Annotated in this window: 16 protein-coding genes; 4 read left to right on the top strand and 12 right to left on the bottom strand. The window is 53.9% G+C overall.

Annotated elements, in window-relative coordinates; translation table 11 throughout:
- Window positions 1–28 precede the first annotated feature (28 nt).
- Genes RHM61_RS08235 through cyoA form a run of 5 tightly spaced genes read right to left on the bottom strand, consistent with a single transcriptional unit; the run spans window position 29 to window position 4,934 of the window.
- Entirely contained in the window at window positions 29–853 is an 825-nt protein-coding gene (locus RHM61_RS08235) for an SURF1 family protein (RefSeq protein WP_322250641.1), read from the bottom strand.
- On the bottom strand, window positions 850–1,299 hold the full coding sequence (cyoD, locus tag RHM61_RS08230; RefSeq protein ID WP_322250640.1) for a cytochrome o ubiquinol oxidase subunit IV: 450 nt from the start codon (window positions 1,297–1,299) through the stop codon (window positions 850–852). Before cyoD ends, RHM61_RS08235 begins: the two co-directional genes overlap by 4 nt.
- Window positions 1,296–1,919 (bottom strand): cytochrome o ubiquinol oxidase subunit III, encoded by a 624-nt coding sequence (cyoC, locus tag RHM61_RS08225; protein ID WP_322250639.1) that lies wholly within the window; start codon window positions 1,917–1,919, stop codon window positions 1,296–1,298. Before cyoC ends, cyoD begins: the two co-directional genes overlap by 4 nt.
- Window positions 1,912–3,915, bottom strand: a complete 2,004-nt coding sequence (gene cyoB / locus RHM61_RS08220) for a cytochrome o ubiquinol oxidase subunit I (RefSeq protein WP_322250638.1) — start codon at window positions 3,913–3,915, stop codon at window positions 1,912–1,914. Before cyoB ends, cyoC begins: the two co-directional genes overlap by 8 nt.
- A gap of 2 nt (window positions 3,916–3,917) precedes the next feature.
- The gene (gene cyoA, locus RHM61_RS08215; protein ID WP_322250637.1) at window positions 3,918–4,934 is read right to left on the bottom strand and encodes a ubiquinol oxidase subunit II; all 1,017 of its coding nucleotides are present in this window, start codon (window positions 4,932–4,934) and stop codon (window positions 3,918–3,920) included.
- A gap of 145 nt (window positions 4,935–5,079) precedes the next feature.
- On the opposite strand from cyoA, the gene RHM61_RS08210 reads away from it, so the two are divergent.
- Window positions 5,080–6,417 carry an MFS transporter gene (locus RHM61_RS08210; RefSeq protein ID WP_322250636.1) on the top strand — a complete coding sequence of 446 codons (1,338 nt, stop codon included), beginning with the start codon at window positions 5,080–5,082 and terminating at the stop codon, window positions 6,415–6,417.
- 59 nt (window positions 6,418–6,476) lie between these two features.
- Here the strand turns inward: RHM61_RS08210 and RHM61_RS08205 are convergent, their stop codons facing one another.
- From RHM61_RS08205 to RHM61_RS08180, 6 genes are all read right to left on the bottom strand, one after another.
- On the bottom strand, window positions 6,477–7,802 hold the full coding sequence (locus tag RHM61_RS08205) for an IS4 family transposase (protein WP_322251044.1): 1,326 nt from the start codon (window positions 7,800–7,802) through the stop codon (window positions 6,477–6,479).
- Between the two features lie 141 nt (window positions 7,803–7,943).
- Window positions 7,944–8,771: a hypothetical protein gene (locus RHM61_RS08200; RefSeq protein ID WP_322250635.1), complete on the bottom strand. Its 828-nt coding sequence runs from the start codon at window positions 8,769–8,771 to the stop codon at window positions 7,944–7,946.
- A 59-nt stretch (window positions 8,772–8,830) separates the two neighbouring features.
- Window positions 8,831–9,445, bottom strand: coding sequence for a penicillin-binding protein activator LpoB (lpoB, locus tag RHM61_RS08195; RefSeq protein WP_322250634.1), 615 nt, complete (start codon window positions 9,443–9,445; stop codon window positions 8,831–8,833).
- A 41-nt stretch (window positions 9,446–9,486) separates the two neighbouring features.
- Window positions 9,487–9,885 carry a YcfL family protein gene (locus RHM61_RS08190; protein ID WP_322250633.1) on the bottom strand — a complete coding sequence of 133 codons (399 nt, stop codon included), beginning with the start codon at window positions 9,883–9,885 and terminating at the stop codon, window positions 9,487–9,489.
- A 24-nt stretch (window positions 9,886–9,909) separates the two neighbouring features.
- A complete protein-coding gene (locus RHM61_RS08185; RefSeq protein ID WP_322250632.1) occupies window positions 9,910–11,394 on the bottom strand; it encodes a hypothetical protein in 1,485 nt (494 codons plus the stop codon).
- Window positions 11,395–11,582: 188 nt separating this feature from the next.
- The gene (locus RHM61_RS08180) at window positions 11,583–12,515 is read right to left on the bottom strand and encodes an acyl-CoA thioester hydrolase/BAAT C-terminal domain-containing protein (RefSeq protein WP_322250631.1); all 933 of its coding nucleotides are present in this window, start codon (window positions 12,513–12,515) and stop codon (window positions 11,583–11,585) included.
- Between the two features lie 142 nt (window positions 12,516–12,657).
- On the opposite strand from RHM61_RS08180, the gene RHM61_RS08175 reads away from it, so the two are divergent.
- Window positions 12,658–15,006: a Tex family protein gene (locus RHM61_RS08175; RefSeq protein ID WP_322250630.1), complete on the top strand. Its 2,349-nt coding sequence runs from the start codon at window positions 12,658–12,660 to the stop codon at window positions 15,004–15,006.
- A 309-nt stretch (window positions 15,007–15,315) separates the two neighbouring features.
- Window positions 15,316–16,110, top strand: a complete 795-nt coding sequence (locus RHM61_RS08170) for an aldehyde dehydrogenase family protein (RefSeq protein WP_322250629.1) — start codon at window positions 15,316–15,318, stop codon at window positions 16,108–16,110.
- Between the two features lie 4 nt (window positions 16,111–16,114).
- Here the strand turns inward: RHM61_RS08170 and RHM61_RS08165 are convergent, their stop codons facing one another.
- On the bottom strand, window positions 16,115–18,040 hold the full coding sequence (locus RHM61_RS08165) for a sigma-54-dependent Fis family transcriptional regulator (RefSeq protein ID WP_323503146.1): 1,926 nt from the start codon (window positions 18,038–18,040) through the stop codon (window positions 16,115–16,117).
- 210 nt (window positions 18,041–18,250) lie between these two features.
- On the opposite strand from RHM61_RS08165, the gene grxD reads away from it, so the two are divergent.
- Window positions 18,251–18,562, top strand: a complete 312-nt coding sequence (gene grxD, locus RHM61_RS08160) for a Grx4 family monothiol glutaredoxin (protein ID WP_322250627.1) — start codon at window positions 18,251–18,253, stop codon at window positions 18,560–18,562.
- Window positions 18,563–18,564: the final 2 nt, after the last annotated feature.

Below are 18,564 nucleotides of genomic sequence, written 5' to 3'. Positions count from 1 at the left end.
GCGCGCGTTGGTGGCACTGCTGACCAGGTCAGGAATCGATAGTTTCATGCGCGCTGCCCCCTTGCTGACGGCGCAGACGGCGGTCGGCGCGTGCGACAAACAGATAGCCGGCGGCTACCATCGCAGCCAAAGCATACCAAGTCAGCGCATACACCAGATGATTGTTATGGAAATGAATCACGGTCAAGCCAGCCACCGGTTCGGACACAAGGGCCGCAGCGGCTGTGCTGCGGTCGGCATCGATGAAGAATGGTGCGACCGCACTCAAGCCATGAAAGCTGGCCAAGGCCGCGACATCGCGTGAAAACCAACGTTCGGCGCGGGCATCGTTATGCCTCAGAAAGCCACCACCCGGTTCGCTCAGACGCAGTAAACCGAGCACCACGGCAGGCTGCTCCGGCTGCTGCCGTTGATCAGCGAGGAATTGCTGCGCCCCGGCGCTGGGAATGAAGCCGCGGTTAATGAAAAAAGTCCGTCCTCCGGCATCACGTAACGGTGTCATCACCCAGAAGCCGCCGCCGAGTTCGGTCGATGCCAGCGATAAACTGGTGTACTGCGGCAGCAGCTTGCCACGCACGTTTACATGCAGGTATTCATGGCTGGCAGCGCTGATCTGCGGCCACTCGGCCGGTTCCGGCGCGGCTAATGCCGGCGCATGCACGCGTTGCGTCACGCGTTCGATCAGTTGCAACTTCCAGCTCAGGCGTTGGACTTGCCAACTGCCCAAACCAAGAAAGCACAAAAATAACAACCCCGCACAGATTGCGAGCAAGCTGCGCGCAAACCGGGAGCGGGGTTGATCGAGCAGCGCTTCCGCCGTAGCGGAAACGGCTATCTCAGAAGGCAAACTCATGGCATGGTGTTCATGTTTTTCATAGGTTCGACGGGCGTGCTGATGTGTATCGATTCCGGTGTCGTTTCATGATTGGCACCCGGCATCATATTATTATTGAGGTGATACATGACCCACAGGGAACCGGCCAACATAATCACCACCACCATAATGGTAAACAACAGCGCCAGCATGGTCCAACCACCTTCTGACTTGGTATTCATGTGCAGAAAATACACCATGTGCACGACGATTTGCACCGCCGCGAAGGCAAGCAAGATAAATCCGGTCGTGCTCGATTTATCAAACACTTTGCCCATCACCAGCCAAAATGGAATGGCGGTGAGTATCACGGCCAGGATAAAGCCGGTCGCATAGGTTTTCAAACTGCCGTGGTCAGCATGCTCACCATGCCCAGCATGGCCGTGGTGCTGGCCGTGGTCGGCCGTGTCGTGATGTGCGCTCATGGCAATACTCCCATCAAGTAGACAAAGGTGAAGACGCCGATCCAGATCACGTCAAGGAAATGCCAGAACATCGACAAACACATCAAGCGACGACGATTCTCGGTGCTCAAGCCATGCTTTTTCAATTGGAACAGCAAAGTGATGAGCCAGATAATACCGAAACTGACGTGCAAACCATGGGTACCGACGAGGGCAAAGAAGGAGGTCAAAAAGCCGCTGCGCTGTGGACCGGCACCTTCTTGTATCAGATGCACGAATTCATACAACTCAAAATAGATGAATCCGGCACCGAGCAAGCCGGTGACAGCCAACCACAGCATGGTATTGCGCAAACGATCTTTCTGCGCTTCCAACATGGCAAAGCCGTAGGTGATCGACGACAGCAAGAGCAGCGAAGTGTTAACCGCCACCAGTGGCAAATCAAACAATTCGGCACCGGTAGGACCGCCGGCGTAGTTACGACCGAGTACCGCATAGGTAGCGAACAGACAGGCGAAGATCAGGCAATCGCTCATCAGGTAGAGCCAGAAACCGAGCAAGGTACCGTTTTCCGGATGGTGTTCGCGCACGAAGTAACGGTTACCGGCGGGTGCGTGGGACAAAGTAGAGATATCAGACATGGCTGGCTAACAAACGTGTGCGTTCCGCTTCAGTACGGACAACTTCGTCCGCCGAGATGTGGTAATCGCGATTGTAATTAAAAGTGTGAACAATGATGGCTGCCATCAGGGCGATGAAACCCAATACGGCCGGCAACCACATTTGCCAGATCAAGGTAAAGCCGCAAACAGCACTGAGCGCAGCAATGATCACACCGGCACCGGTATCCTTAGGCATGTGAATGGCCAGGAAATCACTGGTCGGACGCACATAGCCGTTGGCTTTCATATCAGCCCAGGCATCGTTATCATGCACCATCGGCGTAAAGGCAAAGTTATAAGCCGGTGGTGGTGATGAAGTCGACCATTCCAGCGTACGGCCGCCCCATGGATCGCCGGTGAAATCGCGCAAAGTGGCACGACGTTGGTAACTGACGAACAACTGAATGATGAACGAGGCGATACCAAGAGCAATCAGTACGGCACCGAACGCGGCGATTTGGAACCAGATTTGCAGCGACGGATCTTCGAAGTGACTGAGACGACGCGTCACACCCATCAGACCGAGCACGTACAGCGGCATGAAGGCGAAGTAAAAGCCGATAGTCCAGAACCAGAAACTGCATTTACCCCAGAAATCATCGAGCTTGTAACCGAAGGCTTTCGGGAACCAGTAATTGATACCGGCGAACATACCGAACACCACACCGCCGATGATCACGTTATGGAAATGGGCGATCAAGAACAAACTGTTATGCAACACGAAGTCGGCTGGTGGTACCGCCAACAACACGCCGGTCATACCACCGATGACGAAGGTGATCATGAAACCTATGGTCCACAACATCGGTACTTCGAAGCGGATACGGCCGCGGTACATGGTAAACAACCAGTTGAAAATCTTCGCCCCGGTCGGGATGGAAATAATCATCGTGGTAATGCCGAAGAACGAGTTGACACTGGCACCCGAACCCATGGTGAAGAAGTGATGCAACCACACCAGATAAGACAGGATCGTGATGACCACGGTGGCATAGACCATCGAGGTGTAGCCGAACAGACGTTTGCTGCAGAAAGTAGAGACGATTTCCGAAAACACGCCGAAGGCTGGCAAGACCAGGATATACACTTCCGGGTGACCCCAGATCCAGATCAGGTTGACGTACATCATGGCGTTGCCGCCCATATCATTAGTGAAGAAGTTGGTGCCGAACATACGGTCCAAGGACAACATCGCCAATACCGCGGTCAAGACCGGGAAAGCCGCGACGATGAGCACATTGGTACACAGCGCCGTCCAGGTAAATACCGGCATCTTCATCATGGTCATGCCAGGGGCACGCATTTTGATGATGGTGACGACCAAGTTGACACCCGACAGCAGGGTACCTACCCCGGCAATCTGCAGCGACCATATATAGTAATCGACACCGACATCAGGGCTGCCGAAGATACCCGACAAAGGCGGATAAGCGAGCCAGCCGGTACGGGCGAATTCACCGACGAACAAAGAAGCCATCACCAACAAGCCGCCGAAGGTGGTCATCCAGAAGCTGAAGTTATTGAGGAAAGGGAAGGCAACGTCACGCGCACCGATTTGCAAGGGCACGACGTAGTTCATCAAACCGGTCACCAAGGGCATGGCGACGAAGAAAATCATGATCACGCCGTGGGCGGTAAACACTTGATCATAATGGTGTGGCGGCAAGAAACCGGCGGAGTCGCCGAAGGCCATCGCTTGTTGCGCGCGCATCATCAGCGCGTCAGCAAATCCACGCAACAGCATCACGATTGCCAGCACGATATACATGATACCGATACGTTTATGATCGATACTCGTCACCCAATCACGCCAGAATGGGCCCCACAGACGGAAGTAAGTCATCAAAGACAGCACGGCGATGCCGCCCAGTGCCACCATGGCAAAGGTCGCCAGCAAAATCGGCTCATGCAAGGGAATCGCTTCCCAGCTCAGACGGCCGAGGATCAGCTTAGTCAAATCTAGTTGGTCTAACATTCTTATTTTCCAATCTTAGCTGCGGGCGTCGTGCAAATTTCTGCAGCGACATTACGGCCATTGCTCTGGTTTTGCGCGAGCAAAACGCTGCCTTTGGCTTCTTGTGCCGATTTCATGTTCATCCCGTGCGACATCAGCTCGTCCATGCATACTTGGCCTTCGGCCACGCAGCGGTTGACGATGGCGTGATACAGATCAGCATCGACCCGGCCGTAATGGCGTACCGGATCCTTGATGCTAGGCTGTTCGAGCTGCAGATAATCGGCGCGATTCAGAACCGGCGTCTTAGCTTTGGTGGTGGCGACCCATTGCGCGAAATTTTCCGAGTTCATGCCATGAAACTTGAAACGCATGTCGGAAAAGCCGGCACCACTGTAGTTGGCGGAAAAACCATCATAAATGCCGACATGATTGATCACGGCATTGAGGGTGGTTTCCATTCCCGGCATGGCATAAATTTGCCCTGCCAGCGCCGGAATGTAGAATGAATTCATCACCGTGGAAGCGGTAATTTTGAAACGTATCGGCATATCCACCGGTGCCACGAGTTCATTAACGGTGGCAATACCCAGCTCCGGATAAATGAACAACCATTTCCAATCGAGCGCCACGACTTCGACCAGCATGGCCTTATGGTCGGGTGCCAATGGGCGCTGCGCATCGATGCGCGACAGATTGCGGTATGGATCGAGCGTATGCGTCGAGATCCAGGTCAACGTACCGAGCGCGATGATAATCAGCAGCGGTGCGCCCCAGATCAGCAGTTCGAGTTTGGTCGAATGATCCCAGTCTGGCTCATATTGCGCCTCTGTGTTGCTTTGGCGATAACGCCAAGCAAACAAAACAATCAGCACGATCACCGGAACGATGATCAGCAGCATCAACAGAGTCGACACCACGATGAGCTTACTTTGTTGGGCGGCAATATCGCCGGCCGGATTCAACACTATCGTGTCACATCCAGCCAACAGTGCAGCGCATAGGACGCTAAGTCCGCGACGAGCGAGTGGGGAAATCATGCTGCGAAACTCCAAAGTGAGCCAAATCGTGCTAATGTACTCCGACTGACTAGCATTAGCGATTGGACGTTTTGTCCTACCCTTACAGGTAACTTTGCAAGGGCTCAAAGTGTCCGGCGCTCTAATTATAAAACGAGAGACCATCATGCCAAGTATCAGCACCCAAACCCATAGCTTAGCACCAAGCGCCGCGCCGCATCATGCGCGCAAACTCAATGCCGACACCTCCCCCATCGCCCCGGGCGAAATCGCGATTGGCGTCATCATCGGCCGGGCTTCCGAGTATTTTGATTTCTTTGTCTATGCCATCGCCTCGGTCTTGGTATTCCCTTCCGTGTTCTTCCCGTTCGAGCCAAGGTTAGAAGGAACGCTCTATGCGTTTACTATCTTTTCCTTCGCCTTTTTGGCGCGTCCATTCGGGACGGTCGCTTTTATGGCTATACAGAAACGACTCGGGCGCGAAGCCAAGCTGACTATTGCTCTCATCCTGCTCGGTTTTTCCACCGCCGGCATCGCCTTCTTGCCGACCTACTCGCACCTGGGCTTCACCTCCATCGTCTTGCTGTCACTATTGCGTATCGGCCAAGGCATCGCACTCGGTGGCTCGTGGGATGGCTTGCCTTCGTTGCTTGCCCTTAATGCGCCGCAAAATAAGCGCGGCTGGTATGCCATGCTCGGCCAGCTCGGTGCGCCAATAGGTTTCATGATTGCCGGCAGCCTGTTCGCTTTCCTCATTGCCAACATTTCGGCCGCCGATTTCTTGTCTTGGGGCTGGCGCTATCCGTTCTATGTCGCCTTCGCCATCAATGTCGTTGCCCTGTTTGCACGTCTGCGTCTGGTGTCGACCAATGAATATGCGCGTCTACTCGACGAACGCGAGCTCGAACCGACCAATGTTGTTGAACTGGCGAGTACCCAAGGTCGTAACGTCCTCATCGGTGCGCTTGCCGCACTGGCCAGTTATGCGCTGTTCCACTTGGTAACAGTATTTCCCTTGTCATGGATCACCTTGTATTCGCCGCGTTCGCTCAGCGCCTTTCTCTATATTCAAGTCGCTGGTGCAGCGCTCATGGCCGTCGGCGTGGTGTTGTCGGGCTTGATTGCAGACCGTTTCGGCCGGCGCAATACGCTAGGCACACTGGCGTTTCTGATTGCCGTGCTCAGTGGTTTCGTGCCTACCCTGCTCGATGGCGGCGAGACCGGTCAGAATATTTTCATTCTGCTCGGTTTCTTCTTGCTCGGTCTTTCCTACGGCCAAGCAGCGGGTGCCGTGACCGCTAACTTTGCCGCCAAATTCCGCTATACCGGTGCGGCCCTGACGTCCGATCTGTCATGGCTGGTCGGTGCAGGGTTTGCGCCGCTGGTGGCACTCGGTCTGTCTTCCCATTTCGGCCTCGCCTATGTCAGCCTGTACTTACTCTCCGGCGCGGCCTGTTCGATGGCGGCACTGAGTTTGAATCGGGCGCTGGAAATTCGCGACTGAACACCAGACTGTACAACTTAATAACGTGAAAAAGCCGGCATCGCGCTAATGCCGTTCAGTTAAGCAGTTTTTCGCACAATACGAACGGCATAGCGGTTTGGTCTAGCCTTGACGGCCCGGTCGTATTGACGATCGGGCCGTTCGTCATTGAGGAGGCTAACCAGCCTTTCGCGTAGATGCTTCATCGAAGCGGGCAGCTTGCCATAGGATCTGGTGACGGCAGCCCAATGCAGCTCGAACTGGATCAAGTGGAATGCCCGGATAAAGCTCACTTCAGTGGGCTCGCACTTGACCGTCAAGGCCGCCTTGGCGATCTCCAGGCGGATCAGGTTGTAGGCAATCAGAGTGCCCCAGATTTCCTGATAGACGCCGTCTGTTGTTTTCGAGCGCAGGGTCAGCGCTGTGCCCAGCATTGTTTGCTTGAGTTCGCGGTAGCTCGTCTCGATGCCCCAACGACGCTCGTAACAGTTGGCGATATCGACGGGCTTGTAGCGGCGGCGCTCACGCAACGAGGTCAGTAGAACGCGTTTTCGCGCCTGCTGATCGACAACGGTGATGGCACGCGCCTCCCAGAATTCTGCCAACTCGGGGCACTTGGCACGGGCCTGCGGCGACACCCGCATCCGGACGATGCAATCGTTCTCATCGCCCTCGATCAGTTCCCATCGGGTATTTGATTTGGCGGGAATAATAAAGTGGCGATCCGTGCCGTGCTGCGTCAAAGCACACAGGATTTCCGCAGACAGAAAGCCGCGATCGAAGACGGTAAGCGATTCATTGGGCACATCAGCGATCAACTGCTTTGCGTACAACATCTCATTGGTGCCGTAAGGGCCGAACGCGGCACTGTGAACGATATGCGTCGGCAAAGCGGTCAGTGTCACGCCGCGTACTTGCGGATAGCTGGCGAGAGCACCGCTGGCGTAAAGTTGGGCGCCGAAATGGCTCCGGTTCTCGACGTTGTCATGGGTGCGCAACGTGGTGCCGTCCATAGCAAACAGTTGCAGCCCTTTAAATAGATAGGCGCGGCGATCCTGGCCGCTCCAGTGACGGGCGGAGTGATCGAACAGCCACTTCAGCGGTTCGGAACCAAGGCGCTGGCGCGCCTGTGCCGCCGCACTCTTACTGACAAAAGGCGTTTGCGAATCCGGCACCGCCAATCCGAGATCATCCAATACTTCGCCGATGGACTTGTGGCGATACAGCGCCAACGCCACCATTAGCCAAACCACTTGTTCGGCCGGCAGCCGCCGATGGCGAATGCTGGTTGCATCGGTGCGCTTCACGGCCTGTTCGATCCACTCGATAGGCAAATGCTCGCCAAGTCGCCGCCAGTCGGGTGACTCAAGGTGGTTTGCCAGGAAATGAAGGGTATCGTCGAACATTGCGACGAAGGTTAACAGCATGCCGTAACGTTTACAACCACTAAATAAAAATGCCGTTCAGTCTTAACTGAACGGCATTACTGCATCGCGCCGGCTTTTTTGTTTACCCGGCAGCGTCTTGCTGCTGCCGACAAACAATGCTCAATGGTAAACCGTGACCGGCTCAGAAACTGCCGGTGGAGCGATCATTTGCCCATTATTGTTATTGTTCTGATACGAAGCGCGATTCGCACCGCGCGGCACGCCGAACTGCACCATCAACTCACCATAGGCGGCATCAGCCAAACTGCGCGACGTTTCTTGTATCACTTTGCCGCGGTTGAATGTGACATGATCACCGGCACGACTGATGATCTTGGTATCGACGCCGGCACCGCTGGCGCTGAAAGCCGCTTTGATTTCAAAGGTCTTGGTATTGATCAAATTAAAATCCGCTACCAGATCGAGCGATAAGCTGGCTGTCATGGAATTTCCGTATTGCAACTGGTTAGTTTCCTGACGGAACTGGATACTGCTGACCGTACCGAACAACACATAATCGGCACCCGGATACATACCCTGTTTGATGCGACCGATGATGTCGTAAATTTTTTCCATAGGTTTGCCGACATACGGACGCACTTCCGTAATGCGCACACCGCCACCTTTGAGCATGGCACCTTTGAGGTCGGCCGTATAGTTTTTCAACTCACCGCGATCGATGTAGGTGTAAGTGCCTTCGGCTTCATAATAGCTGCTCTCGCTTTTAGCATTGATATTACCGCGTTGAGAGTAACTGCGGTCGGTTTCGCGCTCGCTGTAACTGCCTTTGACACTGCTCTTACTAGTGGCCGCAACCACATGAAAATACTCGCTGACCTTCTCTTCGTAGGTCAAATCGGTGACGGCAATTTTTGGCTCAGCAGCATAAGCGCTGAAGGCGCCGGCCGAGCACAACAGCGCGGCCATGACTTGTTTAATATGAAACATCATGCTTCCTTTACTTAGGGCAGAGGCAAGTGGACACCGGTTGCGGTGCCCACAGGACATTATTTTTTGGAAGTTTTGCGAATTTCTTTTTCTTCTTGCCACTCGATGGAGCCATCTTCGATGTCATAGAGTTTGAGCGTCATTTTGTAAAACACGTCCTTGGTCGTGGCATTTTGCTTAACGATGGAAACGATTTCGCCTTCGAGGGAATACTTAGCCGCCGCCATATTGCCAATTTTGGCCTTACCTTGGGCTTTGTAGAGTCCGCTTTGATTTTGGCGCTGCAATTCATCGACGCCTTGCTGCATTTCATCGGCACTGCGCGTCATTTTGACTTTGCGGCTTTTTACCAAGGCGGTCTGTATGGTATTCATAATCGATTTGGTATCGATGTATTCGCTGGTTTTATTGCGCACCCCAGCCAGAGTCAGGCTAGGACGACCGCTGAGCACTGGATCTTCGAGCAAGGAACCGACCATTTTTTCTGCGATCATCTGCAAATCGGTGGAACCGAATTCGTTGGTGACGGTTTCGACGGCCTTATTATCACCATAGCTGACTTGACGAGCCAGGCTGACAGTCGGTTGTGACAAACGGGTTTGACAAGCCGACAGGGCAGCCGCCAGCAGCGCCAGCAGACACAGAGATTTTGAAACAGAAACAAAACGGGACATACACACTCCTTAGTTCTTAAAAATAATCAACACTCGCCAGCTCAGCGTGGCTCAGCACTCATTTCGATTTTGAAGTCGACCGCTTGCGGGCCGTAAGCGGTGGCCTTGACCAGTTGGGATTGTTTACCCAAGATCATCAACGGTTTCCACACTTCTCCGTCGCCGACTTGCATGCCAGCCGGATCGGTCCAGCGAAAGCGATAATAAATCCGCACATCTTTGACCGTGGTATTGAACATCTCGGCTTGTACGACCAAGACTTCATTGCGTTTCTGTGAACGTAAGTCGGTCACTTGTACGCCTTCGAGCGTACCGCGCACGATCAACTTGGCAGCGATGCCAGGCGAGACGGCATTCGGCACTTCATCTGCTGCCAGCGCCGGAGCGATACTGCAGGCGAGACCGAGCGTGATGGCTGCCGCGAAGAGTTTGGAATTCATGAGTACTCGTCCTTATCAATAGAATCAGTTGGATTGGCTGCTGACGACAGCAGCAGCCACCGGCTTGCTGCTTTTGGCGACAGGTTTTTTCGTCAGCGGTTTAGATACTGGCTCAGCGGCAATTTGTGCAGCAGGTGTCACAGTGCCAAATTTTGCTTGGTCGCCCAGATAGGTTTGCGTCGGATACAGGCGTACCGGCACCACCATATAGCGACCGTCGACAGTCACTTTGGTCGTGTCACCGGAGCGGCCGGAGAAATTGATGTTGTAATCGCCCGGAGCTAAAAAGGCGCGGGCAATGAACACCCGTTCCGGCAAACTGCGCCACATACGGTCGTCGGCCGGGCTTTCGGTGGCAGCTACGGCAATATTGGCAGCCAAACCAGCCAAGGGACCCAGATGCTTATTCACCTGATCTTGCGCCACCGCTTTGGTGACCGCGCGAATCGCCGCACGGGTTTGAATGCCCGGCAATTCATCTTTCAAGGCCCGACGTGCCATGACATTGAAATCGGCCACCATCGCCGTCGGCAAAATCTGGCTGCCGACCGCAAACGAATTGATGACTGGCGCATCTTTGTCAGGATAGATAACTGGGAAAGCAAACGATACCGTGATCAAGCCGCGCCCGGTCGGTACCGGGAAGGCGATCTTTTTCGACAGCCGCGCCGGAGAATTACCGGCTTCGATGACAAACAGCACATCGGTCATGCCTTTCTTGCGGCGAAAACTGGTGCGTTGATCCAAACCTTTCAAGCCATCTTCCAACACCGGCAATTCCGGACGCAATTCTATCGCCTTGCGATAGCCCGGTGCGGCCAAGCCTGGTTCGTTCAAGGCTTCATAGACGAATCCGGCAAGATAATGGCCCAAGGCGTTTTGGTAACCGTTTTTGAGTTGCAGCACGGCTGGGTCATTCAGGGTTTCCACTGGGTAGCCGCTTAATTCCTTGCTACCAGTTTTTACACCTTTGCTTTTTGCATCGTCTTCCGCTTCCAGCGTTTCTTTCGAGCGGAATTCGGCAATCACCGCTTCGCGTTCGTGCGTGCGTTTGATATCGACACGGGCGGTATCGAGGTCGCCGAGATTGATGCGATCCATCGCCATTCTGATCGTCAACATGACTTTTTCGTAATCCTGACCTTCATAATCGCGACTGGCATCACCCATGAACAAAGCGCCGATCTGTCCCATCAGCTTTTGCGGATTCGATTTGGCCGTCTCTTCCCAAGCCTTGACACTGACATCGGCCACACCGAAGGCATCCAAACTCTCTTGGTAGCGCTTACCGACGCGCATGAGCTCGCCTTTTTCCAAGTTCAGCAGCAAATCTTTTTCATTCTTGCCTTGGGTCTGTTGCTCCACCTGCTTAATCGCATCATCGATATTGCCGGTTTTGACTACGCTCAGGGAGCTGGCGACTTTACTGTCATGTGTTGGCGCAGTGGCGCAACCACTCAAGATCAAAGCAAGGGCCAGCGGGGTCAGCGAAAAAGCATGCAAGCGCATAGGGAGCGATCAAAAAAGTAAGAAAAAAGGTCTACCCAGCATGCGCACAGGCATAGCCGAATGAGTTTGAGAGCATTTTATTGCTTTGAAGATGGTGATTATATGAAAGTTATGCTTTTTTGTCACTTTACCGGATGGAAATTAATGCCAATCTGAATCACAAAACCACACTTTTTAAGCTTGCTGCCTCAAGGGCTATTTCCTTCTTGCAACCAAAGCTCAAACTGCCACATAAAGTCTGCCAGATAATTGCGATATGGCCCCTGCAATCCATGATCAGCCTGCGGGAAACCTCGTATTACCAAGCGCTGCGATCCGGCCGAGGCAAATAATTGTTGTAATTTATCCAAAGAATGCGGCGGGATCAAACTGTCCGCCTCGCCGACGCCGAGCAAGATCGGCAAATTACTTTCCAGCAAGCCCTGACTCTGCGGCAAATTGAGTATTTCATCCCAGTAAAGCCAGCTGCGACCATGAATCAAGAGCTGCGTCGGGTCGGCCGGACGCAGCGCCAGTGCGGCTTGTAATTGCTGCCAACCGCGCGCCATATGCGGATACTCAGCCGCCAGCGCACGATAGACGGTGCCGGCATTCATCCCACTATGTGAGAGCAAAACCAAATGCGTTGTTTGCGGCAAGGCCGCCGCCAACAAAGGCAGCAATTCCGCCCCTTCAGAAATACCGAACAACACCACGCGCTGTGGTGCGCCACCCAGCTCTGCCAAGCGCGCACGAATGAAGGCCAACTGGTCGGCCCGCCATTGCGATAGATGGTCGGCACGAACAAACTCGGCGCTGCAGCGTTGGCCGTCGGACAATGCGGCAATAAAGCGTTTTTGTAATACGAAAATACGGCTGCGCCCGGATTCGCCCTCGAATCCGGTGAAATACGCGGGCAAAATACTTCCCATGCTGCGACAACCAGCGCCGGCGACGACAAACATCACATTCACCAGTGCCGCCTCAGTATCCTCGGCCGCCGCCAAATGTTTATCAAAAACATAATACAGCGCACTCCCCCCATCCTCGAATTGCATGCGCTGTGGCACCAATTCAAACGCCATCAAGAGCGGCATCACCGACATCAGACCAATAAAAACGAGTAAGCGTAAGCCGGGCACAGGGTTTCCTTGTTATTGCCGATAACGAAAATTTTCGTCGCACTTTTCCCTTCTAACCCCACAGCGCGCGCCTGTCAAGACTGGCGCATCGGCGGAAATTGGGTATCATCTGCGCCTTGATTGCTTTTTATTGTCTGGATTTATGCTGCCATCGATTGAACAAAGACTCGCCGTAGAACTCGCTGCCAAGCCAGTTCAGGTTGCCGCCGCCGTAGCCCTGCTCGACGAAGGTGCGACCGTGCCGTTTATTGCGCGTTACCGCAAGGAAGTCACCGGCGGGCTCGACGACATCCAGTTGCGCCTGCTCGAAGAGCGGCTGCGCTACTTGCGCGAGCTCGAAGACCGACGGGCAGCCATCATTTCATCGATAGAAGAACAAGGAAAAATGACGCCGGTGTTGCTCGATGCGATCGTGCATGCCGAAGATAAAACCCGTCTCGAAGATCTGTACCTGCCGTACAAATTGAAACGTCGCACCAAAGCACAGATCGCCACCGAAGCCGGCTTACTGCCCTTGGCCGTAGCCCTGCTCGACAACCCTCTGCTGCATCCTGAGACCGAAGCGGCAGCGTATTTGAAAGCGCCGTTTACCACCGATCAGGGCGATAACCCCGGCGTCGTTGACGTTAAAGCCGCGCTCGATGGTGCCCGTCAAATTTTGATGGAACGCTTCGCCGAAGATGCCACCCTGCTGCAGGCTTTACGTGAATACATCAACGACCATGGCGTGGTCGAATCGAAAGTCGTGCCTGGTAAAGAAGAAGCCGGCGAAAAATTCGCCGATTACTTCGACTACACCGAAAACCTCGTGACGATTCCCTCGCACCGTGCGCTGGCCTTGTTCCGCGGCCGGCGTGAAGAAATGCTCAGCGTTACCCTGCGGCTCGACAGCGAAGTGGAAAAACCGAAATGGGATGCGCCGCTCAATCCTTGCGAGAGTCGCATCGCCGCTCGTTTCGGCGTCAGCCAAAAAGACCGTCCGGCCGATAAATGGCTGGCCGACACCGTACGCTGGGCTTGGCGCGTCAAAGTGTTCATGCACTTGGAAACCGAACTGATGGGGAAATTGCGCGAGCAAGCAGAGATTGAAGCCATCAATGTTTTCGCGCGCAATCTGAAAGCGCTGCTGCTGGCCGCTCCGGCCGGACCACGTGCCACCATGGGTCTCGATCCTGGTCTGCGCACCGGCGTCAAAGTCGCCATCGTCGATGCCACCGGCAAGGTGCTCGACTATGCCACGATTTATCCGCATCAGCCACGCAACGATTGGGATGGCGCGCTGCAAACGCTGGCAGTTCTTGCCGCAAAGCATAATGTCTCGCTGATTTCCATCGGGAATGGCACGGGCTCGCGCGAAACCGATAAGCTGGCGCAAGATCTGATCAAACTCAAACCGGATTTGAAACTGACTAAAATCGTGGTATCTGAAGCCGGTGCCTCGGTGTATTCGGCTTCCGAATTCGCCTCCAAAGAATTGCCTGATCTCGATGTCTCGATACGCGGTGCGGTCTCGATTGCCCGCCGCTTGCAAGATCCTTTGGCCGAACTGGTCAAGATCGATCCGAAATCGATCGGGGTGGGCCAATACCAGCATGATGTCAGCCAAAGTCAGCTGGCGCGCTCGCTCGATGCCGTGGTCGAAGATTGCGTCAATGCCGTCGGGGTTGATGTCAACACCGCTTCGGCACCGTTGCTGGCGCGCGTATCGGGTTTATCCAGCAGTGTGGCACAAAGCATAGTCAATTTCCGTGACGCCAAAGGTATGTTTACTTCGCGTGCCGACTTGCGTGCCGTGCCACGCCTTGGCGACAAAACCTTCGAGCAAGCCGCCGGTTTTTTACGGGTTATGAACGGCAGCAATCCGCTTGATGCCTCGGCAGTACACCCGGAATCTTACCCTCTGGTAGAAAAAATTCTGGCTGATTTAAAAAAAGAAATCAAGTCGCTGATCGGTGATGCTGGGCTGTTGAAATCGCTCAACCCTGTCAAGTATGCCGACGAGAAATTCGGTATTCCAACCATCAGCGATATTCTTGCTGAATTGGAAAAACCGGGCCGTGATCCGCGTCCTGAATTTACTACGGCCACCTTTAAAGATGGCGTCGAGCAAATCAAAGATTTGCTGCCAGACATGATCTTGGAAGGCGTCGTCACCAACGTGGCCGCCTTTGGTGCTTTTGTCGATATTGGCGTTCATCAAGATGGCTTGGTACACATTTCGGCACTCTCGCATACCTTCGTCAAAGATCCGCACAGCGTGGTCAAAGCTGGTCAAGTTGTCAAAGTCAAGGTACTCGAAGTCGATGTAAAACGGCAACGTATCGCCTTGACCATGCGTCTGACTGATTCTGCCCCACAAGCAGGCAGCAAGCCGGAACAACGCGCCGATCGCAATGACACCAAACGCTTGCAACAACACCGCTCGCAAGCTCCGGCAGCTGCGCCTTCAGGCAACGCCATGGCGGCGGCGTTTGCCAAACTGCGCAGCTGATTCAATTCTGCAGACGAACACGGAGGCCTAAGGGCCTCCGTTTTTTTTGTCCAAAACAAGCAAGCAGTCGCCTGTGTGCCAGATTGAAACAGTCACCGCGAGGCTGTTGAATTCGGCAACAAAACGTGTTTACTAGACTTGCCGTAAGCAAGGCGAACTTACCGACAATTCGATGCAACCAGAACTAAACAAGCGTAGCGATTTTGCTGGCATGCCGATTGCTAAATATATTTTGAGTGGCAGGCTGTCCCTGCCCTCATACGACAGCAGAGAAAAAACTCAATCGACAGGACACCACACATCATGAACATGGCCGACATCAGCAAATTAGGTATCAGCAACCCCTATCGCCAACGTTACGATAATTTCATCGATGGAAAATTCAGCGCGCCTGTCAACGGCGTGTATTTTAAAAACAGTAGTCCGATTTTCGGAAAAACCTTTTGCGAAGTGGCACGCTCTTGCAACGCCGATATCGAACTCGCGCTCAATGCCGCCCATGCCGCTGCACCGCTCTGGGCCGCCAGCTCAGCGAGCCAACGGGCGCAATTGCTGATTCAGATAGCCGAACGCATGGAAAGCAATTTGGCCTTGCTGGCGATGGCAGAAACGCTGGACAGTGGCAGCCCGATTTACGACACCACGGCGGCCGACATTCCGCTGGCAATTGACCATTGTCGTTACACCGCCAATTGCATCGCCGCACACGCACAAACCCCGAGTGCATTGGCCAGGCACGTGCTGGCCTACCATATCGAGCGACTGCCGGGCGTCACTGCCCATATTTTACCGGCCACTTTTCCCATGCTGGCAGCAATCTGCAAGCTAGTCCCGGCACTGGCCGCCGGTCATACCATTGTACTCAAGCCGGCCGAACAAACGCCGGCATCGATCATGGTACTGATGGAATTGATCGCCGATTTATTGCCGCCGGGAGTGGTCAATATCGTCAATGGTTTTGCCCATGAAGCCGGCAAACATCTGGCCGCCAGTAAGCGACTCAGCCCTGTTATTGTCACCGGAGAAACCGGCACCGGCCTGCTGATTTTGCAATATATCGAGCAAGCCTCGCCCTTGAAGCAGCGACTCAGCTCGGCACGCTGAGCATTCATTCGCGTCGCTTACGATAGATCGTGTTACGCGATATGCCGAGCGAACGCGCGGTGGCGGAGACATTGCCAGCGTGCGAAGCCAGGCTGCTTTGAATCACACTCACGGCGATCTGATCCATGGTGCCGGCGGCCGGTGCCGCCGCGCCTGGCGCGGCGATGCCGGCGTCTTCGAGGAAATCGTCGGGCAAGTGCTCAAAACGGATTTCGCGCTCGCCACCGGTCATGAGCATCGCCGTTTTCAGCAAGGTACTTAATTGGCGGAAATTACCGGGCCAAGTATGTCGCAAGAACAAGTCGAAGACTTCATCGGCCAGCCGGTAACCCAGCCCCAATTCCGCACTCTGCAACAAGCGATCGATAATCACGGCGAGATCGCTGCGTTCACGCAAGGGTGGCAATTTGACGACTAAACCATTGAGGCGATAATACAAGTCATCACGAAAGCTGGCCTTGGCTATCATCTCGCGCAATGGGCGGTTGGTGGCGCAAATCAGGGCTATGTCGATGGCAATCGCACGATCGCTGCCCAAGGGGGTAATCATTCTTTCCTGCAAAACCCGCAACAAGCGCGCCTGCAAATTCAAAGGCATGTCGCCGATTTCATCGAGAAACAAGGTGCCGCCATCGGCCTGTAAAATTTTGCCGATCTGGCCTTTTTTGCGCGCGCCGGTAAACGCCCCCTCTTCGTAACCGAACAATTCTGATTCGATCAAGGACTCCGGAATCGAAGCACAATTGAGTGCCACAAAAGCTTGCGTCTGGCGCGGTGAATCTTGGTGTATTGCGCGCGCCATCCATTCCTTACCGGTACCGGTCTCGCCGGTCAGCAGGATGGAAATACCACGTCCTATCACCTTGCGTAATTTCTCTATCGACAGCGCGATATGCGTATCGCCGGTATTGAGCCAAGCCAAATTATGCACCGGCCTTGTGGCCGCTGACTGGCGTATCAAATCGGCACGGTCGCTACGCGTATTTTGCAGCGTCAGTTGAAATGGTGATTTTGCCAAATGTAAGTTAGACCAGCGCGCCGCCACCTTCAAACCATTGGGCAGAGTCAGTTGCAACATGCCCGGGCCTACCGAGCGATCGCTGACGGCAGAAATTGGCAAGCCGAACAAGGAACTGAAACTATGTGTCCGTAAAGCGGCCAAGGACAAACCGATTTGAGCTATGCCACTGCGATTGGCCGAAAGAAATTGTCCCTCAGGATTAAAACAGGCCACACCTTCCATCAGCGTTCCAAGGAATGCAGGCCGGCTGTGAAAATGCAATTTGACGGTTTGTTGAAATGTTTCATTGAACAGATGGTTTTCTATCATCTGTGCCGACATGCGTACCAGCGCCAGCGTATGTTGATGAAAAAACTCGCGCTCCCCGGTGACATCCAAGACCCCGATCAATTTTCCATAGGGGTCGAAAATAGGTGCGGCAGAACAGGATAGACGGTGGTTAGCATACAAATAATGCTCATCACCATGCACGCTGGTCGGGCGCAAGCCAGCGATGGCCGTGCCGATCGCATTCGTGCCTTGGCTTTGCTCCGACCACGCGACACCGGGATGGAAGCCAAGGCGGTCGGCGCTGGAAAGAAACGCGTCCTGGCCCAGCGAGTGCAAAATACGTGCGCGCATGTCAGTCAACACCACCATATGACGTGTCGTGGCGATTTGCTCGTAAAGTACTTCCATCATAGGCAAAGCGTGGCTGCTCAATTGACGATTTTGCTCCAGCAAGTCGGCCAAATCGCTCTTGCCGAGCAGTTCGTAGTCGGGCCGTGCGCTTCTTTGTACGCCGTAGGCGGCGGAACGACCATGAGCTTGCGCAATCAGCCCCTGATCGGCACCCACCACTAAACCGGCAGGCGCACCGACACACGCTTGCGACACAGCTACGCTGAGGGCGTCTGTGTTGTTTGCCATATCGTGCATTGCTCTCTCCGAGACAATTTGTTACCTGTAAGGTCGACCAAATGTTAAATAATGTAACATTGTTTTGAATTTTGAGCACGACATCATTTAAACCGTATTGGATGCGATCAATTTCGCCGCAATTGACTGCACGCGTGTCTTGAGCGCACTCATGACAAAAATCTGGGATAATGCCAACATTCGTTTTATAAGGAACCCATCATGAGCGACGTACAAAGCTGGATTAAAGAAACCGTAGACCAAAACGCAGTGGTCTTATTTATGAAGGGAACTGCCCAGTTTCCACAATGTGGCTTTTCCGGCCGTGCCGTACAATTGCTGAAAACTTGCGGCGTGCAAAATCTGGTGACCATCAATGTCTTGGAAGACCCGGAAGTACGTCAAGGCATCAAGGATTTTTCCAACTGGCCAACGGTACCGCAGTTGTATGTCAAGGGTGAATTCGTCGGTGGATCAGACATCATGAATGAAATGTTTGATAACGGCGAACTGCAAACCTTGCTCAAAGATTAAGC

It is taken from the genome of Undibacterium sp. CCC3.4, from assembly GCF_034347425.1.
In the GTDB taxonomy this organism is placed as follows: Bacteria; Pseudomonadota; Gammaproteobacteria; order Burkholderiales; family Burkholderiaceae_D; genus Undibacterium.
The sequence above is the reverse complement of the archived record's forward strand: the minus strand, read 5'-3'. Positions and strand labels throughout refer to the sequence as shown.